Origin of the sequence: Cryobacterium sp. Hh38, assembly GCF_004403235.1 — a bacterium.
Taxonomy (GTDB): domain Bacteria; phylum Actinomycetota; class Actinomycetes; order Actinomycetales; family Microbacteriaceae; genus Cryobacterium; species Cryobacterium levicorallinum.
Map to the genome: position 1 here is coordinate 1 of NZ_SOHD01000041.1, position 24,655 is coordinate 24,655.

Genomic DNA, 24,655 nt, shown 5'->3' on the forward strand with positions numbered 1-24,655 from the left:
CCACTAACGTTCCCGACCACGACCTGGATCAACGAACCCCTGAAAGCAGGAACGAACTCAATGACCACCTAAAGAAACTGACTCATAAAGGTTGACATCTTCCGCCGAGCCGAACTCAGTCTTTCGCAGACCGACGCTGCCGAGCAGACCGGCACCACCAGGCAGTGGATATCGCGCCTGGAGAAGGGCAAGAACGACATCGGCACCGCCCGCCTGCTCGCGGTCCTCGACGGCTTAGAACTAAACCTCGAGATCCGGCCGCCGCGGCTCGACAGCGCGCCGAAGCTTGTCGGTGAAGGCATCTGGCGGCAGTCGCTGATCGCCTCGGATACGGTCGGCGTGATTCTTCAGATGCGCGAAGACTCCACGGGCGGATTTGCTCGCACAGCCAGCGTCGATCCCGAAGGGTTGGCAGCAGGGCGTCGACGCATCCTCGAGGCAAGCCTGAAACTTACGCAGCGTCGTGCCGCCGCGAACACGATTCCAAATACTCACACCAACACGAAGCCAGACCCCGACAATGCCTAGCCTCGACGTGTATCTTTACGGCGCCCACGTAGCCGAGCTCGAGATGCTCGCCCCCTTGCAGTACCGCCTCACCTACAACGCAGCGTGGCTGGACGACCCAAACACGATGACGGTCAGTCTGTCGCTGCCGGTTGGAGCTGCGCCGTTCTCGGGAGCGACGCTCACGTCGTTCCCGACAACCTGCTCCCCGACAATGCCGACGTTTGTGAGCGGTGGGCTGTCCGGGCAGGGCTGGCCACAGCTGAGCCGTTCGAGCTGCTGCGCGCATATGGCACCGACGTGGCCGGAGCCATCCAATTCGCCGACCCGGGCAGTGATCCAAACCAGAGCAGCACTAGCACCGGTGAACCGATCAGCGATGCCGAGATCGCTGCGCGAATCCGCGCGATCTGAGAGGACGACACCAGCTGGCAAGATCCGGACCGGGATACCGGCTATTTCCCGCTCGGCGGCGCCCAGGGAAAGTTCTCGCTCGGCAACGCCGGGCGGTGCTGGTACGAGCCGACTGGCAGCCACCCGACCACCCACATTTTCAAGCCCCTGGTACGTGGCCAGAAAGAGGGCGAGCTTGTCGAGTTCATCACCATGACAGTCGCCCGGACGGCCGAGATCAACACTGCCACTGTGGAACTCGGCATGTTCGACGGTGAGCACTCCCTCGTCGTTGAACGCTTCGACCGGCTGGCTGTCGATGCTGGTGCTAGCCCGGGCGCAGTCCCGACTATCGTCCGCGTTCATCAGGAGGATCTCGCCCAGGCTACGGGTGTCACCCGACTACAGAAGCACGAGAACCGCGGCGGCCCCGCGTACAGGGACGTGCTGCGTCTCCTTGATGCGCACGTGCCGGACGAACGCAAAGCCGCCTCGAAGCTGACATTCGTCCAAGCCCTCGTGTTCTCCTGGATGGTTTTGAATACCGACGCCCACTCCAAGAACTATTCCGTCTTCATCGGCCCTGACGGTGTCGACCTCACTCCGTTGTACGACGTGAGCAGCTTCATCCCGTATGCCCGGCGAGCAGATGACGGACGCCCCCGGACCGACTCGGCCTTCCGCAACACGAACCTCTCGATGCGCATTGTTGCGGACTATCCCGCTGGTCGGCAATCCTGGTTCGAGTGGGGCTCCGTCGCCCGTGAAGCCGACCTCAGCCGTGTACTGGTTACTGACTGGGCGAGCGCGGTCGCGGATTCCGTACCACAACTGATCGCCGCTGCTGCGTCGTCGTTGCTGTCGCATCTGCAGACCGACATCGTCGCGCGGTTCGTCGAACGCACGCCCATCCGTGCAGCCCAGGTGGTCGCGGCCATCGCTCGCTGAGCCGCCTCTGGGAAAATGAGAGGTCGCGACTGTTATGTTTGCACGCTAAGGCGTGCTGTTTGCCCACAATTCACCGAAATCATGGTGATTGACGGCCAGCCATCGGACCGCGATCCTTCTTCGGGTAGCATCCAAGCGATGGCCATTTGTTGGCACCGCTCGGCTCACGTTCTCGCGGCTCACGTAATCGGCGCGGCGAATCTACATGCCCGATGCTTCGTCCCGGCATCGTCTCTCACCTGCGAGATCGCAGATGGATGTGTCTACCCCTCGATGATGTCGAGCGTGCTACGACGATGCCGGCATTGTGGCGTTCGACGATGAGTTGGCGTTCATGCCTCCGCGTTCATCGTCCGCGACACCCGCGGGTAGCGCCGCAACCGGGAATCTAAGTCGAGTCTCGAAGCCTTCACCGCATCAAACGTTCCTGTATTGCCCGCTGAACCGCGAGATGAGCCTAATCGAGCGGGATGACCGGCGCGCCTCAAACCAGCATCTTCCTTGCTTCGCTCAAACATTCCTCGGCTTGCCCAGTTGACGTGAAGCTCACGCTCCTGTTGAATGACTTCAGAAGAGGAGTAATCCTCGCTTCGCATCGTCAATACGTTCCCGCCGCGGGTTCCGGTGCGCAGGGCCGCAAGGTAGATAAGACCTTCACGAAAATTTCGTGGAGGTCTTTGTCATGACTGTCCCCCTGTGGGCGTGGTTCGCTGTTCTGGGTGTGATCCTGCTGATGCTCGCCGTCGACCTGGTCGCCCACCGCAAAGCTCACGTGATCGGTGTGCGGGAAGCCGCCGTCTGGTCGATCGTGTGGGTGACTCTCGGTGTCGCGTTCGGCGTGCTGGTGTGGATGCTGTGGGGGGCGGAAATCGGGCAGCAGTACTTCGCTGGCTACCTGATCGAGAAATCCCTCGCGGTGGACAACGTGTTCGTCTGGGCGATTATCTTCGCCGCTTTCGCGGTCCCGCGTGAGTACCAGCACCGAGTGCTGTTCCTCGGCGTCCTGGGCGCCCTGATCTTCCGCGGGATTTTCATCGCCGCCGGCGCCGCGCTGATCGAGAACTTCTCTTGGATCCTGTACGTATTCGCCGCGTTCCTGATCTACACCGGGTGGCGGATGTTCCACTCCCGTAACGACCACGTCCACCCCGAGAAATCCCGCATCCTCAAGGTGTTTCGTCGGTTCGTGCCGACGACCGACGCATACCAGGGGCAGAAGTTCCTGATCCGCAAGGCAGGAATGCTGGTGGCGACCCCGCTGCTGGCCGTGCTGGTGCTGGTGGAAATCACGGACATCATTTTCGCCGTTGACTCGATCCCGGCTATCTTCGCCGTCACGAGCGAACCCTTCCTGGTCTTCACCGCGAACGCGTTTGCCATCCTGGGCCTTCGGGCTATGTACTTCTTGCTGGCGGACCTGATCGATCGGTTCATTTACCTCAAGATCGGACTGGCGTTCGTTCTGATCTGGGTGGGTATCAAGATGCTGCTCCTGGATGTCTTCTATATCCCGACCACGATGAGCCTGGCAGTGGTCGTGACCATCATTACGGTGTCCATCGTGGCCAGCCTCCGCGCTACCCGCGGTCAAGGCCGACGCGAAGTGCATGCCGAGGCGGCAGGGGTGTTCCGGATCGCCACCGACGAGGAACTTGCCGCGGCCGAGCCGGTCTTCCGCCGCAGTGGACGAGTGCCTGTCGGTAGCACAAAGGATCGCTCCGATGAGTGACGTGGATCCCGCGGTGGGCATGGCCCCTAGCTAGCGATCGCCGGGATGATGGCACCCGAGAAGACTTGCCAGGCCAGCGCGGTCTTCGCCACCAGGCTCAAGGTGATGTAAGTGCGTTCGCCTTGGAGGTAACTTTTCCATTTGCCGACCTGCTTGTACTGCAGCCACTGGTTAATAGCGAAGGTATTGAAAAACAGGAACAGCGAAATCACGATGCCGACGACGAAGCCGGGGGCCGCGACGTCACTGACGCTGCCTGGACGCAGGAAGTAGATCAGAATCAGGATCCACGGCACGATGCCGACCATCGACCCGAAGATGAAGGGCAGCAGCCCGCCCGAGCCGGGCTGTTCGTATTTCTCCTGCAGCGCACCGAACAGGATCATGGCCGCGTTGACGGCGAAAACGGCGAACAACGCACCGATGTCGGTGGCCCCGTTGATTGCCAGGATCAGCCAGATCATGATCGACGAGCTGAGGGAGTACTCGACCCATCGAAAGTAGTTGTGGTTGTTCTGCAACCCATTCTTGTAGCGCGCAAAGAACCAGGGACTTGAGATGAGGAAGTGGAAGAAGGCACTGAGGGCCAAGAACGCGACGACGCCGACACCGATGTTCACTTCGAAGAGCGTGACCCGTTCCGGTGGAATCGGAACTCCGGGAGGGCCAGCCAGGTAGTCCGCCGTCACGGCGAACAGAACCTGCGAGCTCAGCATGGTGAGAATCACCGCAAATCCGGCGGCTTGGAGCAGGTGCAGACTTCCGGCAACAACGTTATAGATCCGCAGCCGATCGATTTGCTCGTTCGGTGAGTAGACCCTTTTGGACATGAGACGGCTCCTTCGTTCGTGGGGGCTAGTGCCCTTGAGGACATCTTGGCACCGCCGAATCCACTATCGGGTTCGAAGAGAAAAAACCGGGATGAGGCTGGCCATTTCTCCAGCTGTGGCGTGCGTCCTGTCTCGCGAACGATTGTTCAGAACCACCGAGAGGGCTTGCCCATGATTTCAGCATGAGAACGATGTGGCGGCCGCGGAACGCGACGGCGTGCAGCACCTGATCTGCACCAGCGTTGCCACGGACAGGGATCACCTGGGCTTTGCCCTGGCACATCGGTGGACAGATCGACGTATTCAGGGCTACGCACTGCGTTGGACGATTTTGCGCCATGGCCTTTACGCCGAGTTCTTCGGATCGCTGCTGGCGCCGGCCGAAGGTGTGATCACGGCGCCATTTGGTTCCGGTGCCGCGGCTGTGGTGACTCGCCCTGACTTGGCGGAGGCAGCGGCCAATGTGGCATCCGACCCGGATCGCCACATCAATCGTGTACGACCTGGTCGGGGCGCTCGACGTCACGGCCGACCAGATCGCCAGGGCGGCCGGTCTGGTCTATAAGCCAGCTTCTCTCGGTCGTTACCGCGCGCTGCTTTTGACGAGAGCGGACTGCGGCCTTTCCAACCGGCGATGCTCCTATCGCTCTACTCGAGCGCGGCGTACGGTTTTCTCTCTCGCACGAGCACCGATTTCGGAGGTCTCCTCGGCCGTAGCCCGAGCGACCCCGAACACACCATCGTGCGCGGGCTGGAACAGTCGACTATTGTTTGACGCCCAGTGCGTCCCGCTGAGGGTTCCCCTGACAGGCTGAAGGCGGGCGCTGCAGGCAGTCCGCCACTCTGGTCGCGCGCGATCTGAACATGTCGCGCGCAACTCTGTATCGCAGAATCTCCGAACTCGGAGCGTGAAGTTCGAGCAAACCAGTTGAAATTTGAGAGCGATGGTTGAAAATCAAGCCCACCGGGATGCGGCGTGCGGTGTTACTACAGCAGTAGTGCGGGCAGAATGCACCTCATACATTGCTGCTGTCACACCGCCACGGGCACTGGTCGACTACGGGGGCGACTACTGGGCTCTTACTGGTTTCGGTTCGACAATAGCGGGGAAGCTTTGGGCGGGGTTCTTCGACAGAATCAGTGCTTCGACCCATTTCTGGTTCACGTGTGGCATTCGGCTGTCGAAACACGTGTACGCCAACGGGACACCGGAGTGCGCGGGATGTGGCGGAATAATGGACGCTGGCGTGGTCACGACTACCACGTTGGAAGGCACCAAGTCCGAGTTGCGGGCTGTCAGCCGGGCCGTCCCTCGTTCATTCGACCCTATGATTCCGCCGGCAGAGACTTCGAGGTGTCCAGGCCTAGAAAAATGAGTCCACGTTCTCACCGCTACTTGCAACTCTTTGCAAGAGGGTAGATGAGCGGACAATTTCAGACTGATTTAGGGCAGTACCTACTGGGGCATTTCTTTTCAAACGATCCACCCATCTGGGTTACAAAATATATGGGCAATTGGGTTCCAAACGGGGCGGCGAACTTTACTATAAACATATGAGCGACCTACCTCTGCGGGGTTTTACGAGATCCTCCGCGCGTATTGCCCTGCCCTTTGGCCTGATCATTGCTCTGGTGAGCCTGCTCGTGTTCGTACCGGTGACGCCGGTCTTTGCAGCCGGGTCGCCCACGGGCGCTGTTGCGGATGCGTGGCCCGCTAGTTGGAACAGCTATCGCTTCAGCGACGGTACGTCTGTTCGCGATACGAACACCGACCAAAACCCTCCTTACACTGATCTTGCCAGCGGAGCGTGCACTGGTGCCTGCGTGGGGTCTGAAGCAACGGTGCAGTATGCCTCGACGGGCACGACAGCTTTCTTTCGCACCCGACTGGCGACCAATCCCGCCGACAACACCAAAGGCGGCCTGTTTGGCGGAGCCTTCCTGACTGTCCTGGCCGTCAACGACGTCGTCAAGGCCGTCGTCGGCGTGAACGGCAAGGAATCAGCAAAGGACTTCGTGTATGTCACGGACTCGGTTGGAGGAACAATCTCGACCGTCTACACCTACCCCTTCGACAATACCGGGGGGCAAACCTCCGGCGGGATGCGCGTGGTCCCGGCGGGAGACGGCTCAGGACAGTATTTCCTCGACTACCAGGTACCGTTGAGCTATATCACGGCGATCTCGGGCAACACCATCACGGCGTCGACGCCGATTAAACTCTTTTACGGCTCCTCGGCGGCAGCAAACCTCTCGGTCATCAATAAGGACTTCATGACCGGAAGTGCAGTCAACTTTGCAAACCTGTCGACGGTGTCGTTTTCGCCCGCTTCACTGGCCGTGTCCGCGGGAGCAGTAATTGCATCTGGCAGCAACCCGCCCACTGAGGGTGCCACCAGCTCATACTCCGTGACCGTGTCCGCCTCGAACCCCGGCGGAGGAGCGCTCAGCAATGCTGCTGTGACGATTCCTGTTCCATCAGGGGTGACCGTAACCTCGCCGTCGACAGGAGTCGGATCAATCACAGGCTCGCCGCTCGTCTGGACGATAGGTAGCCTTCTGCCCGGACAGACCGTCACTGCGACGTTCACCGCATCGGTAACGCCGAGCGCCGGTGACGTTGGAGCAAACTACACACTCGTATCAGCGCAGTCTGGAAGCGGCACCGACACTCCTTTCTCCGCGACCCGCACAGCAACGGGCGGGGCGATTCTGGTGGGTCCTGTCGCAGCTGCGCCGGCTCCGGTGGGCAGCTACACGGTGAGTTTCAGCTCTGCTGTGGGTAGCCCGGTTGCGGATGAGACTGTGGTTGAGGGTGACCTGGCGACGAACCCGGGGGAGCCTTCGCGCGCCGGCTATACCTTCGATGGGTGGTTCACGGCTGCTGCGGGTGGCAGTGAGTGGGATTTCACGACTCCGATCACGGGTGACACCACTCTGTTCGCGCAGTGGACGGTGGTCTCGATCGTCGATCCGCCTGCAACTTTCACCGCAATGTTCAATTCGAACGACGGCATCGGGTCGATGACAGCACAGTCGGGGTCGGCTTCGGGCACGCTCATGCTGAACACGTTCACGCGTGCCGGATACCTTTTTAGCGGCTGGAATACGGCGGCCGACGGGTCTGGTGTCCCCTTCGCCGACGGCACCCACTTCCCCTTCACCTCGAACACCACTTTGTACGCACAGTGGACCCCTGCTTCAGGGCCGGTCGATGAGAGTCCTGATATCAAGATCTCGCTGAATTTGGATCTCGTGGCGGGTGACCGTGTCGGAGGAGCGCCGGCATATGTCTCCGGATACGACTTGCTTGAAGGATCTACGTACACCGTGACTTTGCGGTCAAATCCTGTCGTGCTTCTTCGAGGCACTGTCGGCAGCTCAGGGATGTTCAACACGACCGTGTTTATGCCTGCAGGCGTGACCCCAGGTCAGCACACGCTCACGCTTGACGCAGTTGGTGTCGATGGGGTTGCGCGTAGCCGCGTCGTCTACATCACCGTCGGTGCCGAAGGAACAGCGATCTACGTCTCAACCATCGAGGCCGAGACTGGTGACCTTGCAGCCACTGGTGTGGATGCAGGACCGCTTGGACTTCTCGCACTGATACTGCTTGGGCTCGGTGCCGTCTTGATCCGCCGCCGAAACCGGACCGTCTGCTAGTGGAGGTCCCGCAGCCGCAGACGCGGCTGCGGGACCTCTTCTCGAACAAGACGATTCGAAATCTTGAAACGCGACGCCGGTGCGTGGCAACATAAACGGTCTGCAACGGTCTGCAACGGTCTGCAACGGTCTGCAACGGTCTGCAACGGTCTGCAACGGCGTCGAGGTCGTCATCGAACAGGTCTGCGTACGTGTCGAGGGTCATCGCCGAGGCGGCATGACCGAGCATTCGTTGCACCGCTTTGATCCGCGTGCCGAGGCTTACCCGGGTGCCCATGAGGTGGAGGAGCTGGAAGACCACCTGCGTGAGCAGATCGAAGACCCGCTAGCCAACGGGCTCGACCACGACCACGACCAAGCGTTCCTCGTGGCGATCAAGCGGCTGGGCAACCTCGACGCCGTCTCCCGGGAATTCGCCCGGGAACACTCCGATCGGCTCGGGAAGCAGCTAGTGCTCGTGCCAGACGACGCCGACGCCACCCGCGCGCCGGCCTGGCGCGAACTTGCCGTGGTGCGCGGCATCGCCCTGGGGTCGGGGCTGGCCGTCAAGGCCGGCCTGACGGTTTACGGGGTGTGGGCTGCTGTCGTCCTGGTGATATTCGCGCCGGTGTTCGGCTTCGCGTGAGCGCTGCAGACTGATCGAAGCGGATGCCCGGGTCAGCCCAGCTTCGTCAGTGCGGTCATTGACATCGACGAGGATTGACCGTTCTGGCAGGTCTGGTACAGCAGGTCGAAGCCGCGCGGCAGATCGGTGGTGGTGGCGGTGGCCTGGTTGAGCATCGCCACGATGCCCTCGACCCGGTAGGTGCCCGCGCGCAGCCCGGTCAGGGTGATGAGTGTGCCCGGCTCTTCGGGAAAGTCGCGCCCGCCGCACGACCAGTGTTCGGCGATCGTAGCCACACCGTAGCTGGCGGTGAGGTCCACGGAGCCGAGGCATGCGTCAAGTTCCGGGTACCAACCGGCGGCGTGCACGTGGTTCGTGTACCGATCGCGGATGATGCGCTCCTGTTCGATGCTCCAGGCTGCGACGGCGTCGGTAACGGCCTGCCTGGCTTCGGCCAGGTCCTGGTCGACGCTCGTTAGCGTGTCGGCGGCCGGGAAGCCGAGCGCGGCGAGCCGAGCTGCGGCCTGGCGCAGTGCGATGCCCGCCGACAGCAGGTCGTCGTTCGGAGCGTGAGCCGCAGCATCCGTCGCCACTTTCAGCGCTTCGGTGGTGGGGCGGATGCGCACGGTCGCGTTTTCGATGGCCGTGCGAAGCGCAACGCGCGGCTCCTCGGTGAGTACCTTCCCGGCGCTGTCCGCGAGCAGGTGCCGAGCGTCATCGATCGCCGTCACGGTCGCGCCAGCCAGGTCAGCGGTGGCCGCCTGGCGAGTGGCGAGGAAGGCAGAGGTCGACGTGTAGTCGGCCCAAGCGGTGGCACGGAGGGTGAACAGCGTGCCGCCGCAAATCAAGAGGGCTGCCGCAGCGAGGCCGGTCGCGCGGAGCATCCGTCGACGAAGCTTGCTGTCGCTGACCGCAGGGTTGGTCGGAGGAGTCCCCATCGCTTACTGCGTGACCATGATTTGTTTGCCGAGGGGCATGAGTGCGACCGGGATGGCGATGATGAGCGCGGCCAGCAGATAACCGAGGAGCAGCCAGATGACTGGGAGCACGAGCCAGACGACGTTGAGGAATGTCATAGTTGGTCCCCATTCTCGCAGGCTGCGTCTCAGACTCGTTCGACGGCAGGGCCGAGCACGCTCAGCGTTACCAGCGACTCGAACAGCGCATCGAGCATCGGTCCGTCCCTCAGCTCAGCAGGGCCTATATCGGCTCTGCTGACGAGTGCGCCAGCTGAAACGCGCGACCGCGCTCGAAGTGGGTAGCCGCTACGGTAACGAACGGGCGCAGCTGCCACCCGGATCGGGCGCGCTTATATCGTCCTCGTTACCGTGTCTGGAGCTCATACCTTGCTGTTTCGGGTGCGACGCGTTCCGCGGTCGGGTATCAGGAGGGCTCTTCCTTGTTGGTGACCGTCTCCATCCAGTCGACGGCGTCAGCTTGGGCCACCACAGTTCGATATTCATGCGGCGCAGTCTGCCATGCTGCCGCCGATGTGCGGTAGGCCGTAGCATCCGCTGGCAGCATCGGTGAATGGTCACGGACCGGCGACCACGCCCGCGCCTGATCGATAAACTTTGGATATGTCAGACCAGCACTACGAGCAGGATGAAACCCTGCGCCTTCCCACCCTCCAGTTTCGCGTCGTTCTCGATCTGGGCGCCCGGCTCGCTGCAGCGATCACGCTGCCGCCGGAGCTGGCCAATCCCGACCTGTTCGCCGACCGCGACGACGAGGGAGAGGCCCTCAACCTGTCGATCGATTACGACAGCGGTCAACTGCACGTGCTGCTCGATGAAGCCGGCCCCAGCTTTCACTATCACGGCACCGCCGACCTGTACGAGAGCCCGTGGCCGGAGGATCAAACCGCCATTCTGCTCGAATGGGCGCTCATTCTGGTGCAGGAGATCGATGGACTCGATGAGCTGCTCGACTCGATCTATGAGGCCGCCGAGTGGTTCGAGCAGGGCTTCACGCTCTATGTTCCCGAGACGGACCCGACCCAGCTCGAACTGATCGAGGTCGACATTGTCGGCGAGCTGCTGACCCTGCCGTGGCTGGGGTCCGGGCGGGTCGACCACGAACACATCGACGGCGACAACCACCCGATCGCGCTGCTCTGGAACATGAACAACGCTGACCCCGACGTGCCGATCGCGCGCGCCTGGCTCGACCCGCAAACCGGGGAGCCCCGCACCGCGGCGGAGCCCGGGGTGGATTGGACCGCCGTCGCCATGAGCGAAGACGAGGTGCTGCAGTGGCTCGTCGGCATCTACACCAACCACCACGTGGCCCCGACACCCGAAGCGCAGATCATGCGCGCGGCGCTCGAGCGCATGGGCGGCATCAGCTGAGTCAGCTCATTCGCGGCGCGCGGGTCAGCGCGGCGAGCAGACGCTCGAGCGGACCCTGGCCCAGAAGATAGCGCCACAGACTGGCCAGGATGAACGTGAGCAGCAGCATCCAGATCAGCAACGGCCAGCCGGGGTAGTCAACCTCCCGGCCGCCGGCGACCACGATGGCCAGGACCATAATCTGCAGGGTGTAGACGGTCAGGGCCATCGATCCGGTCGCTCCGACCGGCGAGAGGATGCCGCGCAGCATCCGACCCAGCTGGCCACGTTCCACCGCCGTGAGCCAGAGCAGCGCGCCGATCAGTGCGATGGCGAGCCCGCCAGAGCCGGTCACTTCGGCGATCGATCCGGAGTGCGCCTCGGCGCTGACCCCGGGGAGCACGATGGCCGCGCCGTAACCGGCCACCGCCGCTGACGCGCCGACACCGACGAGGGCGACCTGGGTTTTCGCACGCCGCAGATCGGACCGTGCGACGATCAGGCCGGCCAGAAGAAACGGCATCCAGATCAGCACCGGGTAGGTGCCGTTGAGAAAGAAATAGTCGACGAAATAGGCGAGCGTGGGCTGGTCGACATCCACGTCGGCCTGGGCGGCGCCGAGCATGGGCGCCCCCAGCAGAAACGCGACGCCGATCAGGCAGAGCAGCCACCGACGCAGAAACAACAGCGGCAGAAGCAGCAGGAACATCAGGGCGTAGAAGTGCAGAATGATGGCGATGCCGCTGTGCAGGCTGGACAGCACCAGGCCGAGCAGAAACAAAAACAGCGCGCGCACCACGATGCCGACGACGCGATCCGAACGTTGGCCGCGACCGAGCGGATGCGCCGATCCGGTCATGATTCCGAGCGATACCCCGGCCAGGGTCGCGAACAGAATGGAGGAGCGCCCATCGACGAGCAATTCGGCGTCACCCGCGCGCGGAATGGCATGGGCCACGAACATGCCGATGATCGCCAGCCCGCGGGTGATGTCGATGGCAACGACCCGTTCGCCCCGATCAGGCCTCGTCTGCATGAGAATAGGCTACGGGTTCTTGCGGCATCACGCAGTCGGGTTCGCGCTTTCCGCCAGCGCGCCGGTCAGATCAAGTGCGAGCGACGTCGTCAGGTGCAGCCGGGCGAGGAACGCGTCGTCGTGTCTGACCACGATGAGCGCTCCCCGGTAGCCGAGCAGGGCGTCGACGAGCTGGTCGACGCTCTACCGGTCGAGATTGTTGCTGGGTTCGTCGGTGCCGACAGGTCGGTCGAGGTCGGCGGCGCTGAATCCGAGGTGCTCAGAGGTGTTGAAGGCACTTGCACCGGAACCGAACTGGCGAGGTTCAGCGCAGGGACTGCGGCGCGAAAGCGACGAGAATCTTCCCTGGTGCAACCTCACGTTGGGAACACGAACGACTCAAGCCTCAGACGCAGCTGTGCGCATACCACGCGTCACCAACCGGCGCTCACATGCGGGAGCGGTAGCCTGAAGTTGTAAGCAACTGGAGGAGTAATTATGCAGGTCATCGTGAATACCGACAGCAATATTGATGGCACCGAGCGGGTTTCTGGCGCGCTCGAAACGATTGTCGAAGAGTCCCTTTCGCGCTACGGCGAACGCCTGACCCGGGTTGAGGTTCACCTCTCCGACGGCAGCGCCGGCCGCAGCAGCGCCGACGACATCAAGTGCACCCTCGAGGCCCGCCCAGCCGGCGGCACGCCCGTCGTCGTCACCGAAAACGCCAACGCCGTGGAGGAAGCCCTGACCGGTGCCCTGCACAAGATGAAGAGCCTGCTGGAGAGCCACTTCGGCAAGCTGGATGCCCGTAAGGGCAACCTCCCGATGGGCGAGGTCGTCTAACTCACCGCGCGGCGGTCGGGGCACCCTTTGTCGCTCGGGGCACCCCGAGGACTGGGTGCCCCGAGCGGCGCAGCGCGGCTGGCAACCTCATGCCAGAAGGTGTGGCACCGTTCGTGCAGCCCAGCGCCGATGGTAACGTCGCCTAGGTCTGCCCAGCGATTGGCAGCGGTGCCCCTCTGTTTGCTCCTCTGCTAGGAACTCCCCCATGCCCCAACGCCTGAACTTGACCAAGAACCTACCGCGCAGCCTGGCCGGGTTGTCGCGCGAGATCCTGCAGGACTTGCAGCAGTTGGCGCGCACGCCCTCCCTCCTCGTGGCCTGTAACTACGGTGGCACCCTGTCGTATCACGGCGCGTCGGATGTGCCCTCGAAGCTGCTCGTCGAGTCGGCGCTCGCACTGCGGGCGCTCGCCGCGTTGCCCAACACGCACACGGCCGTGATGAGCGGGCGCACCCTGCGCGACCTCGCCGCTGACTCCCGACTGCCCCGCGAGGTGCACCTGGTCGGCTCGAACGGCGCCGAGTTCGACTCGGAGTTCTTCGACACCGACGACGGTGACGCGACCAGGCAGGATTCCGGCGCGGCCCTTGACCGCTTGCGCTCCCGACTGGGCGTCAGTGCCGCCTTCTTCGCCGGCGACGGTGCGAGCGACGAGATGGCGATGAACACCCTGCACGGCCCCGATCTGGGAATTCGCATCGGCGACGGCGAATCCGTCGCCGCGCACCGGGTCAGCGGTCCAGAGAAGCTCGCGCAACTGCTGGCCCTGCTCTTTGAACTGCGCAAGGACTGGCTGTTCGGCCAGCACGTCGTTGCCATCGAACGCCACTCCATGATCGGCGATGGCACGTCGACCGCCCTCGTGACGCCGGAAGCGCGCATCTGCTGGATGACGCATCCGCTGCCCGATTCTGGCTCGCTGTTCGCGAGTATTTTGGGCAGTGAAGAGGCCGGTCACTTCTCGATCGAACCGGTCAAGAAAAGCCGCGTTCTCGGCCAGCGTTATGTGGACAACACCATGATCGTCGAAACCCGCTGGGCCGACGTCACCGTGACCGACTACATCGAGCCCTCACCGCTCGGGATCACCAACCTCGTGCGCAAACTCACCGGTACCGGTCTGGCCCGCATCGTGTTCGCGCCCCGACCCGACTACGCCGTCGCCCACTTCAACATGCACGCGGCCGACGGGGTCGTCACCATCACCGGAACCCCGGACCCCATCGCGCTGTCGGCGCCGGGCGTCGAGTTCGAGGTGACCTCCGACGGCCGCAACGAAACGGCCACGGCCATCGTCGACCTGTCTGCCGGGGCTGTCATGCTTAACCTGCGCTGCGGCGACACCGAGCCCTATATTCCGGATGCTGCCGGCGAAGCAGCCAGACGCGGCGCGGTCATGAATGACTCCCGTGCTTGGGTGAACACACTCACCCTGCCGAGCGTCAAGCCGTCGCTCGTGAGCCGCTCCGCGCTCGTGCTGCGTGCCCTCTGCTACGAACCAACCGGTGCGGTGCTCGCCGCATCGACGACGTCCCTGCCCGAGGGCATCGGTGGAACCCGCAACTGGGACTATCGCTACTGCTGGCTGCGCGACGGATCGATGACGGTCAAGGCGCTCGTCGACCTCGGATCGACCGACGAAGCCGATGGCTTTTTGCACTGGCTGGCCGGAGTCGTGGCGGACAGTCCCGGCGCGCAGTGGCTGCATCCGCTCTATTCGGTCACCGGCTCGTCGCTGTCGACGGAGGCGAGCCTCGAATCTCTGCCCGGCTATGCCGGATCTCGCCCGGTGCGCATCGGAAACGCTGCCGACAACCAGGTGCAGATCGACGTGTTCGGACCGGTCGCCGAACTCATCGACACGCTCAGCGCCCGGCAGGGAACGCTCTCGGACTTTCAGTGGCACCTGCTCACCGAGATGGTTGAGGCTGTTACGAGTCGCTGGCAGGAACCCGACCACGGCATCTGGGAGGCCCGGCGCTCGCCGCGGCACCACACTTACACGAAGACGATGTGCTGGGTGACGGTGGATCGTGCCATTCGTACCGCGGAACGGCACGGTCGCGAGGTCGGTGCCGGGTGGCACGAGCTCGCCACCACGATTCGCGACGAAGTTCTGGTTGAGGGCTGGAGCGAGGAAGCCCAGTCCTACACCGTCGCCTACGACAGCCCGGATCTGGACGCCGCCGTGCTGCACATCGGGCTGTCCGGCCTGCTCGACGTCAACGACGAGCGCTTTCAGAAGACGGTCAGCGCCGTCGAGCGCGAGCTGCGCGTTGGTCCGACCGTGTTCCGCTACCGCTATGACGACGGGCTGCCCGGGCTCGAGGGTGGCTTCCACATTTGCACGACCTGGCTGATCGAGGCCTATGTCCTGGCTGGGCGTCTCGACGAGGCCGAGGCGCTGTTCAACCAGCTGGTCATCCTCGTGGGCCCGACCGGGCTGCTGTCGGAGGAATTTGACCCGGCCACCGAGAAACACCTCGGCAATCACCCGCAGGCGTACTCACACCTCGGCTTCATCCGCTGCGCGCAGCTCCTCGACAAGTACCGCGGGCGGTAGCGTCGGCCGGTTTCCGCGAGTCCGCCGTGAGGACGCGCCCGGGTCTCGGACATGTGTCCGAAAAGTGCTATAGTAAAGGAATGACTTCGTTGACTGACCCCGGCCTCGTGGTCGAGGTGCCGGTCGACGTTATCCCAGAGTTCAAGCTCACGCACGATCCGCGGGCCGAGCGCACCCGGGGGCTCATTCTCACGGCGATCCGTACGCTGATTGCTCAGCCGGCGGCATCCGTTTCAGTGGCCGAAATCGTGCGGCTGGCCGGAATCAGCCGCAGCTCCTTCTACGCGCATTTCGCGAGCCTCGACGTTCTCGCCGCCGAACTGCTGCAGGCCCAGTTTGCCGACATTGGCTCGGCCGGCCTGGATCTGCGCCCATTAAGAGCGGGCGAGAGCGCTGCCCGATTCGGGTACGGCCGGCTCGTCGCGCATATGGTCGAGAATTTTCCCCTCTACGCGAGCGTGCTCGAGCTGCCGTTGACCCGCAGCGCGCACGACCAGATCATCGAGGCCTACGCCACTCGCATGCTTGAGTCGGTGCTCGTCTTCGACGAGACCGTGAACGCCGAACTGGTGACGACCTATGTGGCTGGCGGTGCGCTCACCCTGATCGGCTCCTGGATGCGCGGCCACCTCGACGTATCCGACGACGAACTTGTCGACCAGCTCGTGGCGCTCCTGCCCGGTTGGCTGCAGGACCCCCAGACCTCAAGCGCAACGCCCTTACGCGTTGCATCACCCACACAACACTGAAGGCGCATTCCATGAAGATTGAAATCGGCGAAACTCTGGTCTACCCGCACCACGGAGCGGTCACCATCACGGCCCTCGCAACCCGCACCATCAAGGGCGTCGAAAAGCAGTTCATGACCCTCAACGTGCACACCAGCGCGCTGACCATTCAGCTGCCGGTCGACAACGTCGAGCTCGTCGGGGTGCGCGACGTCATCGACGCCGCCGGGGTGAGCGCCGTCTACGAAATTCTGCAGAACGCCTTCACCGAGGAGCCGGGCAACTGGTCACGCCGCTACAAGGCCAACCAGGAGAAAATGGCCAGCGGCAGTGTCTACCGGGTCAGCGAGGTCGTGCGCGACCTGTGGCGTCGCGACCAAGACAAGGGCGTTTCGGCCGGCGAAAAGCGGATGCTCGAAAAGGCTCGTCAGATCCTCGTCTCCGAGCTCGCTCTGGCCCAGGGCCTGACCGACCAGGAAGCCGGCGACCTGCTGCTCATCGAAATTCAGAACTACGTCGTCAGCGACGAGCCGGTTGAAGTAGCCGTCTAGTCTGCCTGACCGTGCACCCTCGTTCGCCGCGCGAACGAGGGTGCACACCTGTTTAACCCAGCCGCGCCGGGCGTCCGCTTGAGCGCGCCCGGTACTGGCGCGCGCTACGGTAACCGGCGTAGCGGCCACCAGTATCGGGCGCGCTCGTGCGCCGGTGGGGCAGGGGACCGCGCACTGGCGTTCGCCCCGCGCATCGTCCAGGCGCTAGACCAAGGCGGCACACAGCAGCAGGGCCGGCCACGACGCGACGAGCACGACAGCCAGATAGACCAGATTGCGGCGGGTGAGCGCAACGCTATCGATGCTGTAGCGCGAGCTGAGCAGCATGGTCAGCCCGGTGATCGGTCCCACAGCGGTCGAGACTCCCCAGCCGATGCAGGCGGCCAGCACAAACAGGGTCGGGTCGGGTCCCAGCGGATGCATGAGGGCCGCGACCACCGCGACCGACACGACCGGGTGCACGCCCACGAGCGCGAGCAGAATCATCGCCAGCATCATGGCCCAGGCGACGGGAACGGTGAACTCGCTGACCGGGAGCTGCAGCTCGAACAGGGGAAACAGCATCCGCAGACCGACCGCGAGGACCCCGGCTGAGGCGAAGAGCGTGACCTCACCCCGCAGTTGCGGCAGGTCGTGTTTGGCATGCCGGGCCAGCGACCGCACCGCACCGCGACCGTTGACGATGAGCAAGCCGAGCAGCGTCACGCCAAGGCCGGCGATCAGCACAATGCGCGGCACCGGCACGGCCGAAAAGAGCTGGTGGGCGATGATCACGAGAGCGACCAGGGCGAGCGGAACCCTCACGAGCGCCCAGCTCAGCGAGTAGCCGGTATAGGCCGGCAGGTCGCGGCCCCAGAGCCGAAAAATGTCCCAGACACTCAGCCCGATTGCCGCGAGCGCGAGGCCCAAGCCGACGAGCAGCAACACGAGCGAGTTGGCGCCGGGCACGAGCGTGGTCGCCGCGGCGGCGGCCGCCCAGAACGGTGACCAGAACGCCGCAGCCGAAAACGACCGGGACAACAGCGCGGCATCGGGTAGTCGCAGCGCGGTGCGACCGCGCAGGTGGTCGCCGACGATTCCAACCGCACCGATATTGATGATGGCGCCGAGCGCGTGGGTGGCGAGCGCGGTGCGCAGCACTGCGAGCCGGCCGTGCAAGCGGGTGCGGGTCGTCGGTTCGCTGGGTGTGATGAGCCGCAGAAACGACACGGCCGTGAGCATGCCGATGAGGTCTTGATTGACAGAGAGCAGGTCCCGGCCGTTGACTGTGCCTCCGAGTGCAACCCCGATCAGAACGGATGCGATCCCAAGACCGATCAGCAGCATTGCAATGATGCGCTGGGTGCGGTTGACCAGAACCAGCCCGACCGCCGCCGCGGCGATGGTGAGCCCGCCCGCCACGAGCGTCGCGTCTGGCAGCGCGACCGACAGTCCCACAAACAGGATCACCCCGCTCAGGAGCAGCGCATAGAGCAGTCGCACTCGTGGCCTCCCGAACGGTTCGCCCAACTCGTCGGTCGGCACGTGCTTCCTATCCAACCAGCATCGTGTCCCGGTAGTGCGCGGGCGAACCCCCGAGGGTGGCGGCCGCGGTGCCTGGTCGGGGATCCGCGTGAGCGCGCCCGATCTGGGTGCGCGCTACGGTAACGGCGTAGCGCGCACCAGTATCGGGCGCGCTCGTGCGCTGACCAGGGCCCGGGCCCGGACCAGATAGCGGGCGAGCTCGGGCGCGGGTTGCGGGGCGGCGTGTGCCCTGCGGATACGGCGGCCGTCGGCGACGGTCTGCATCTGTTTCAGGGCGGCCTTCTGGCTCGTGGTGGTTCCACGCGCCCGACATCGAAATGTGGCGCGGTTTCGGCGTGTTCCCGCCCGAGGTGCCGGTGCCCGCGGGCGCCAACCGCGAGGTTCAGCTTCTCGGCAGGGCCGGGTACTGGCGCGCGTAGTTCCGTTATACCCCGAAGGCCATCCGCACCCCGAGGGCGATCATGACCACGGCAATGAAGCCGTCGAGTACTCGCCAGGAAGAGCGTTTGGCAAACAGGGGCCGCAGCATCCGGGCGCCAAAGCCGAGCGCGAAGAACCAGACGAAGCTTCCCGTGATCGCGCCGACGCCCCACCACCAGCGTTCGTTCGCGCCCTGTTGATTGGCCACCGAGCCGAGAAAAATGAGGGTGTCGAGGTAGACATGCGGGTTGAGCCAGGTCAGCGCGAGGGTCGTCGCGACGGCGGCCCTGGTGCTCACCTGGGTGGTGGCCGCGGCGACGAGCACGCCGGGGCGAAAAGCGCGCACGGCGGCGAACACGCCGTAGCTCAGCAGAAAGCCGACGCCGAGCACCTGCACGACGACGAGCGCGGCCGGGGCGGCCTGAATGAGCACGCCGATTCCGACGATTCCGGCGAAGATGAGCACGGCGTCGGACAGGGAGCAGATCAGCACGGCCGCGAGCACGGTGCGGTTTTTGCCCGCGATGCCGAGCCGCAGAATATACGCATTCTGGGCGCCGATCGCGATGATCAGGGCGAGTCCGGTGCCGAAGCCGAACAGGGCGGGCAGGAGCGTATCGGCGAGGTTCATTTCCTGCTCAGTTTAGGGCGCACTATTCGGGGGCGACACCGTTGTAGAAGTGCTCGAACACCATGCTCGTGCGGGTTGACGCCACGGCCGGATTGGCGGAGAGATGCTCAAGCACGAAATCGCGGACATCGTCGGTGTCGCGGGCCGCCAGATGAATAATGAAGTCCTCGGAGCCGCCGAGAAAGAACAGCTGGACGACCCGGGGCATCACCCGGATCGAGTCGCGAAATGCCGGAATGTGCGTGCGGGCCCCGGCGCGAATGCTGACGCTGATCAGTGCCTGCAGCCCGAGGCCGATCGCCTTGGGATCGACCATGGCCGTGAAATCGGTGACGATTCCGCGGCTGACCAGTGAGCGCACCCGGGAAACACAAGTGGACTCGGCGATTCCGGCCGCCGCAGCCAGACGGCTGTTGGTGGTGCGGGAATCCGCCTGCAGCGCCGCGACCAGAATGCGATCGACCTCGTCAAGGGGTTCGAGCGATCGAATCCTCTTCGCTTCGGCCATGTTGCTTCTCCTCGTCACCGCATAATTCGTGAAATATTTTTGAAGTCTGGCAGATTCCACGGATTTTACCTAGCGGAAACGAATCAATAGCAGTCTAACTCCTATCAAAGCCGATGCATTCGGCACTGGCGACTGCGAAACGGAGCCCCTATGTTGGTCGGCATTCCCACCGAGATTAAGAACAATGAGAACCGCGTCGCGATCACGCCGGCCGGTGTGAATGAGCTCACCCGTCGCGGTCACGAGGTCATCATCGAACAGGGTGCCGGGCTCGGCTCTGGCATCACCGATGACACTTTTCGCCTCGCCGGGGCATCCATCGTTGCCACCGCCGCCGACGTCTGGGCGGCGGCCGAATTGCTGCTCAAGGTCAAGGAGCCCATCGCGAGCGAATACCCGCTGATGCGCCAGGGGCAGGTGCTGTTCACCTATCTGCACCTGGCGGCATCCGCTGCCTGCACTGAAGCACTGATCGAGTCGGGCACCACCGCGATCGCCTACGAGACCGTGCAGCTGAGTGACCGCACGCTGCCGCTGCTCTCGCCGATGAGCGAGGTGGCCGGCCGGCTCTCGGTGCAGGTTGGCGCCTACCACCTGCTGAGCGCCAACGGCGGCAGCGGGATTCTGCTCGGCGGCGTTCCTGGAACCCCCAAGGCCAAGGTCGTCGTGATCGGCGGCGGCGTCGCCGGCGAGCATGCCGCGGCCAACGCCCTCGGTATGGGCGCCGACGTGACCATCATCGACCTGTCTCTGGCCCGCCTGCGCCAGCTCGAGGCGCGGTTCAACGGCGAAATTCAGACGCGTGCGTCGACCCAGTACGAGATCGCCGAGCAGGTTCGGGAAGCCGACCTCGTGATCGGCTCCGTGCTGATTCCGGGAGCGCAGGCACCCAAACTCGTCACCGACGCCATGGTCGCGTCGATGAAGCCGGGTTCCGTACTGGTGGATATCGCGATCGATCAGGGCGGCTGCTTCGAGGGCTCGCACGCCACGACGCACGACAACCCCACCTTCGCCGTGCACGACAGCGTCTACTACTGCGTCGCCAACATGCCCGGCGCCGTGCCGGCCACCTCGACCCGTGCGCTGACCAACGCGACCCTGCCCTACGTGATCGCGCTGGCCCAGAAGGGCTGGAAGAAGGCCATTGCCGAAGACGCCGCCCTCGCCCAGGGCCTCAATGTGCACAACGGGCGCATCACCAACGCGCACGTCGCTGCGGCGTTTCAGGCCGAGCTGCTGAGCGTCGCCGACGCGATCGCCTGAGCGGTCGCGGGCTGGTCAGTACACTAAGAGTTGTGACACACGGTAAGGACTCCCAACCGCGAATCAAGGGACCTGGCGGAATGACGGCCTGGCTCAACGGTCGTCTGTTTCCCATTCTGGGACCGCCGCCGGTCGGATTAAACGGGTCGGATCTGTTGCCTGCCGTTCCCGCGCCGGTTCGGGGCTGCCCAGTCTGCGCCCAGCCGATGGATCAGCACGAGATCGATCGAACCGGCGAGCGTACCCAGCTGCACTGCCCCGTCGTCGTACCCTGAACTGCAGCACTAGGCTGGTCGGCAATCAGGGGAGATCAATGACGGCGGATCAGGCTGGGCTCGACCTCTCCATCGCAGCGCTGGCACGGGGGAGCGAGGGGTGGGCGGCGACCACCTTAGCGGCGCGAGCCGATCTGCTGGCGAGTGTCGCAGCATCCGTCGCCGCCGAAGCCGAGCGCTGGGTGCTCACTGCCGCGCACGCCAAGGGGCTCGACCAGGCGTCGCCGCTGATCGGGGAGGAATGGCTGACCGGGCCGTACGGCGTGCTCACGTCACTGACCGCGCTGCAGCGCACACTTCGGGTGCTCGACGCGGGACACAGCCCGCTCGCCGGCCGGCGGCTGGGGAGGGCACCGGGCGGTCGGGTCACGGTTTCCGTGCTTCCACACAACGCCTGGGACGGGCTCCTGCTGCACGGATTCACCGCCCAGGCCTGGCTGCGACCAGGCGTCACAGCGGCGCAGGCCCGATCCCGGACCGGACTGGGGCAGCACGTTTCCGGCAGGGCACCCAGTGAGGACTCTGGGCCCAGGCCCGACCGTGGAATAGGCCTCGTGCTCGGCGCCGGAAACATCAGTTCGATCGCGCCGCTCGACGTGCTCTACGAACTCGTGGCACACAATCGGGTCTCCATCCTCAAGCTCAACCCCACCTTCGACGGCCTGCTGCCGGTCTATCGCGCGGCGCTCGCCCCACTCATCGAGGCCGGCCTGCTCTGCATCGTCACCGGCGGCGCCGATGTGGGCGACTATCTCGCGCACCACGCCGGCATCGGCCACGTGCACATTACCGGCAGCGCGGCCACCCACGACGCCATCGTGTTCGCCAGCTCGAAAACGGATGCCCCGCGCCTCACCAAACCGATCACCAGCGAACTCGGCGGTGTCTCACCGATCATCGTGCTGCCGGGCCGGTGGAGTACCCGCGACCTGCGCTATCAGGCCGAACACGTCGCCACCATGCGGCTGCACAACGGCGGCTACAACTGCATCGCCGGGCAGGTACTCGTGCTCAGCGCCACCTGGCCGCAGAAGCGCGTGTTTCTGGACGCGGTCGCGGCGGCCCTCGCGTCCGCACCGGCTCGGCCAGCCTGGTACCCCGGCAGCGATGAGCGGATGCGCGCGGCCCGCGCCGCCTACCCGGTCGCGCGTTCGATTCCCGGCGGGCGCCTGCTCGTGCCAGCCGGGGCGAGTCATGAAGCGCCGCAAACGGGCGGTGTGGACTCGCCCGAGGCGTGGGCATCCGCTGTGCCGGAAGATATGCTCAGAACGGAATACTTCGCGCCGGTGCTCGGCGTTGTCGAACTTCCCGGCACCGGCCTGGCGTTTCTCGACGCAGCCGTCGAGACGGTAAACCGCGACTTTCTCGGCACGCTCGGCGCGAATATTCTCGGAGTGCCGAGCACGATCCGCCGGCTCGGTGCCGGGTTCGAGCAGGCAGTGGCGCGCCTGCGCTATGGAACCATCGCGATCAACGCCTGGACCGGCGTCGGGTTTCTCTCAGCGGCGGCGCCGTGGGGCGCGTTCCCGGGGCATTCCCTCAGCGACGTGCAGAGCGGCATCGGCGTGGTGCACAACGCCCTGCTGCTCGACGACGTGGAGCGCACCGTCGTGCGGGGGCCCTTTCGGCCGTTTCCACGCTCGGTCGTGCACGGGGAGTGGGCGCTGCTGCCGAAGCCTCCGTGGTTCGTCTCGGCCCGAAGTGGCGCCCTGACCGCTCGCCTGCTGACCGAATTCGCCGCGCGTCCCTCAGTGCGCAGGCTGCCGGGCATCCTTGCCGCCGCCTTTCGCGCCTGACCCTGTCCCTTCGGCCACTTCGTGACTGCAGTCCGGGTGCTTGGCGCGCATAACTCCTGCAATTTGGAATCGGTGAATAAAAGTTGGGCGTATTTTCGGGCTTTGGAGGAATTGCTGACACAGATTGCAGGAGTTATGCGCGGACGGTTCTGGAGAGATGCCGGGCACCTCGCCGGGAGGGGTTAGGGGAGCGGGTGCAATAGTGTGGCAGCACACCCAACAATGCGAGGTTCACGATGACTGGCTGGCGACTGCGCGATTTTCACTCCGACGATCTGGACGGCATTCTGCGCCTGTGGGACGAGATCAAGGCCGCCGACACCGAGCCGGTTTACGGCCTGTCGGAGGTGCTCACCTCCTGCCAGAAGGACCATGCCATCGTGGCCCTGCACGGAGATGAGGTGATCGGTGCCGCCGTCGGCCGCGCCGCGCACGCTCAGGGCTGGATCGTCTTTCTGGCGACCGCGGAAAAGTGGCAGAGTCAGGGCATCGGTACGGCAATGCTCGCCGCGCTCGAGGCCCGCATGGCCCCGCACGGCATGACCAAGCTGTCGGCGCTCATGCCCGAATCCGAGACCAAGGTCGACGCTTTTATCAACCGCGGCTTCGAGGTCAAGAAGAACCTGCGCTACTTCGAACGGCACATTCCCGTGCAACGCGAGGAACTCAAGCTGCTCGGCGAACTCGGCGGCCGGGTGCTGCCGCGCGACCTCTGGCAGAAGGTCGGCGGCATGGCGCGCGAGAAGGAATTGCTCGAACGCCGCCTGGTTATGCCCCTGGCCAAGCCGGAACTGGCCGAGCAGTACGGTGTTTCTCCGCCCAAGGCGGTCGTTCTGTTCGGCCCTCCCGGCACGGGAAAGACCACCTTCGCCAAGGCGATCGCTTCTCGCCTGGAATGGTCATTCATCGAGGTGTTCCCGTCGCGCCTGGCTGCCGACCCGCAAGGTCTGGCCGGGGCGCTGCGCGAAACCTTCCTCAAGATTTCCGAATTGGAACACGCGGTGGTGTTCATTGACGAGGTCGAAGAGATCGCGTCCCAGCGCTCGGGCGAACCGCCGTCGGCGATGCAGGGCGTGACCAACGAACTGCTCAAGATCATCCCGGCGTTCCGTGACCAGCCCGGGCGCCTGCTGGTCTGTGCGACCAACTTCATTCGTGCGCTCGACTCCGCCTTTCTCCGCCACGGCCGCTTCGACTACGTCGTGCCGATCGGGCTGCCGGATATTGCCGCTCGCCAAGCTATCTGGGAGCGGTACATTCCGCAAGGCGTGACGGACGAGGTCGACCTCGCGGTGTTGGTCGAAAAGAGCGAGGGATTCTCGCCCGCTGACGTTGAGTATGCCGCGCATCGGGCGTCCCAGCATGCCCTGGAAAAGGCGTTGTACCAGACCGGTGACGGACCGGTCATCAACGGACCCAGTACCGCAGACTATGCCCTCGCGATCTCCGAAACCCGCCGCACCGTATCCGCCGAGGTCGCCGCCGAGTTCCTCGAAGACATCGAGCGGCTCGCCCGGCTCTAGTCAAGCGG

Annotated in this window: 19 protein-coding genes and 3 pseudogenes; 14 read left to right on the forward strand and 8 right to left on the reverse strand. The window is 64.4% G+C overall.

All coding sequences use genetic code 11. The features are described 5' to 3' along the window. Positions 1-96 precede the first annotated feature (96 nt). From E3T41_RS19095 to E3T41_RS13980, 4 genes and pseudogenes are all read left to right on the forward strand, one after another. Positions 97-528 carry a helix-turn-helix domain-containing protein gene (locus E3T41_RS19095; RefSeq protein WP_370257752.1) on the forward strand — a complete coding sequence of 144 codons (432 nt, stop codon included), beginning with the start codon at positions 97-99 and terminating at the stop codon, positions 526-528. A gap of 43 nt (positions 529-571) precedes the next feature. Continuing rightward, positions 572-921, forward strand: a pseudogene (locus E3T41_RS19100) (HipA N-terminal domain-containing protein). 111 nt (positions 922-1,032) lie between these two features. Continuing rightward, positions 1,033-1,848 (forward strand): annotated as a pseudogene (locus E3T41_RS13975) (HipA domain-containing protein); the annotation flags it as partial. A 682-nt stretch (positions 1,849-2,530) separates the two neighbouring features. Next, on the forward strand, positions 2,531-3,577 hold the full coding sequence (locus E3T41_RS13980) for a TerC family protein (protein ID WP_134479138.1): 1,047 nt from the start codon (positions 2,531-2,533) through the stop codon (positions 3,575-3,577). A gap of 26 nt (positions 3,578-3,603) precedes the next feature. Here the strand turns inward: E3T41_RS13980 and heR are convergent, their stop codons facing one another. Beyond that, on the reverse strand, positions 3,604-4,407 hold the full coding sequence (gene heR / locus E3T41_RS13985) for a heliorhodopsin HeR (protein WP_134479140.1): 804 nt from the start codon (positions 4,405-4,407) through the stop codon (positions 3,604-3,606). A 1,515-nt stretch (positions 4,408-5,922) separates the two neighbouring features. Between heR and E3T41_RS13995 the strand changes: the two genes are divergently transcribed. Continuing rightward, complete coding sequence (locus tag E3T41_RS13995) at positions 5,923-8,070, forward strand: InlB B-repeat-containing protein (protein WP_134479142.1); 2,148 nt, start codon at positions 5,923-5,925, stop codon at positions 8,068-8,070. A gap of 145 nt (positions 8,071-8,215) precedes the next feature. Here the strand turns inward: E3T41_RS13995 and E3T41_RS18605 are convergent. Then, positions 8,216-8,326, reverse strand: a pseudogene (locus tag E3T41_RS18605) (integrase); the annotation flags it as partial. Here E3T41_RS18605 and E3T41_RS18250 point away from each other — a divergent pair. Further along, the gene (locus E3T41_RS18250; protein WP_241991188.1) at positions 8,288-8,695 is read left to right on the forward strand and encodes a permease prefix domain 1-containing protein; all 408 of its coding nucleotides are present in this window, start codon (positions 8,288-8,290) and stop codon (positions 8,693-8,695) included. The pseudogene E3T41_RS18605 and the gene E3T41_RS18250 overlap by 39 nt on opposite strands. Before the next feature lie 32 nt (positions 8,696-8,727). Here the strand turns inward: E3T41_RS18250 and E3T41_RS14010 are convergent, their stop codons facing one another. Together E3T41_RS14010 and E3T41_RS18785 are read right to left on the reverse strand one after the other, a co-directional pair. Then, the gene (locus E3T41_RS14010; protein ID WP_134479144.1) at positions 8,728-9,612 is read right to left on the reverse strand and encodes a hypothetical protein; all 885 of its coding nucleotides are present in this window, start codon (positions 9,610-9,612) and stop codon (positions 8,728-8,730) included. Positions 9,613-9,615: 3 nt separating this feature from the next. After that, complete coding sequence (locus tag E3T41_RS18785) at positions 9,616-9,750, reverse strand: hypothetical protein (protein WP_255411841.1); 135 nt, start codon at positions 9,748-9,750, stop codon at positions 9,616-9,618. Between the two features lie 504 nt (positions 9,751-10,254). Between E3T41_RS18785 and E3T41_RS14015 the strand changes: the two genes are divergently transcribed. Further along, on the forward strand, positions 10,255-11,025 hold the full coding sequence (locus tag E3T41_RS14015) for a hypothetical protein (protein ID WP_134479146.1): 771 nt from the start codon (positions 10,255-10,257) through the stop codon (positions 11,023-11,025). Between the two features lies 1 nt (position 11,026). Here E3T41_RS14015 and E3T41_RS14020 read toward each other — a convergent pair whose 3' ends face one another. Beyond that, the gene (locus tag E3T41_RS14020; RefSeq protein WP_104132282.1) at positions 11,027-12,040 is read right to left on the reverse strand and encodes an acyltransferase family protein; all 1,014 of its coding nucleotides are present in this window, start codon (positions 12,038-12,040) and stop codon (positions 11,027-11,029) included. Between the two features lie 477 nt (positions 12,041-12,517). Here E3T41_RS14020 and E3T41_RS14030 point away from each other — a divergent pair, with 477 nt between their 5' ends. From E3T41_RS14030 to E3T41_RS14045, 4 genes are all read left to right on the forward strand, one after another. Further along, positions 12,518-12,862 (forward strand): HPF/RaiA family ribosome-associated protein, encoded by a 345-nt coding sequence (locus tag E3T41_RS14030; RefSeq protein ID WP_104132281.1) that lies wholly within the window; start codon positions 12,518-12,520, stop codon positions 12,860-12,862. Positions 12,863-13,067: 205 nt separating this feature from the next. Next, positions 13,068-15,425, forward strand: a complete 2,358-nt coding sequence (locus tag E3T41_RS14035) for a trehalase-like domain-containing protein (RefSeq protein WP_134479148.1) — start codon at positions 13,068-13,070, stop codon at positions 15,423-15,425. Positions 15,426-15,505: 80 nt separating this feature from the next. Then, positions 15,506-16,174, forward strand: a complete 669-nt coding sequence (locus E3T41_RS14040; RefSeq protein ID WP_104132277.1) for a TetR/AcrR family transcriptional regulator — start codon at positions 15,506-15,508, stop codon at positions 16,172-16,174. 11 nt (positions 16,175-16,185) lie between these two features. Further along, complete coding sequence (locus E3T41_RS14045; RefSeq protein WP_092107039.1) at positions 16,186-16,704, forward strand: CarD family transcriptional regulator; 519 nt, start codon at positions 16,186-16,188, stop codon at positions 16,702-16,704. Between the two features lie 204 nt (positions 16,705-16,908). Here the strand turns inward: E3T41_RS14045 and E3T41_RS14050 are convergent, their stop codons facing one another. From E3T41_RS14050 to E3T41_RS14060, 3 genes are all read right to left on the reverse strand, one after another. After that, positions 16,909-18,228 carry a hypothetical protein gene (locus tag E3T41_RS14050; RefSeq protein ID WP_104132276.1) on the reverse strand — a complete coding sequence of 440 codons (1,320 nt, stop codon included), beginning with the start codon at positions 18,226-18,228 and terminating at the stop codon, positions 16,909-16,911. Positions 18,229-18,652: 424 nt separating this feature from the next. Beyond that, entirely contained in the window at positions 18,653-19,279 is a 627-nt protein-coding gene (locus E3T41_RS14055) for a LysE/ArgO family amino acid transporter (protein ID WP_092452029.1), read from the reverse strand. Between the two features lie 22 nt (positions 19,280-19,301). Continuing rightward, complete coding sequence (locus E3T41_RS14060) at positions 19,302-19,787, reverse strand: Lrp/AsnC family transcriptional regulator (RefSeq protein ID WP_092452027.1); 486 nt, start codon at positions 19,785-19,787, stop codon at positions 19,302-19,304. 150 nt (positions 19,788-19,937) lie between these two features. Here E3T41_RS14060 and ald point away from each other — a divergent pair, with 150 nt between their 5' ends. From ald to E3T41_RS14080, 3 genes are all read left to right on the forward strand, one after another. Beyond that, complete coding sequence (gene ald / locus E3T41_RS14065) at positions 19,938-21,053, forward strand: alanine dehydrogenase (protein ID WP_092452025.1); 1,116 nt, start codon at positions 19,938-19,940, stop codon at positions 21,051-21,053. Positions 21,054-21,366: 313 nt separating this feature from the next. Beyond that, entirely contained in the window at positions 21,367-23,124 is a 1,758-nt protein-coding gene (locus tag E3T41_RS14075; protein WP_134479150.1) for an aldehyde dehydrogenase family protein, read from the forward strand. Between the two features lie 236 nt (positions 23,125-23,360). Beyond that, positions 23,361-24,647 carry an ATP-binding protein gene (locus E3T41_RS14080; protein ID WP_092452019.1) on the forward strand — a complete coding sequence of 429 codons (1,287 nt, stop codon included), beginning with the start codon at positions 23,361-23,363 and terminating at the stop codon, positions 24,645-24,647. Positions 24,648-24,655 lie beyond the last annotated feature (8 nt).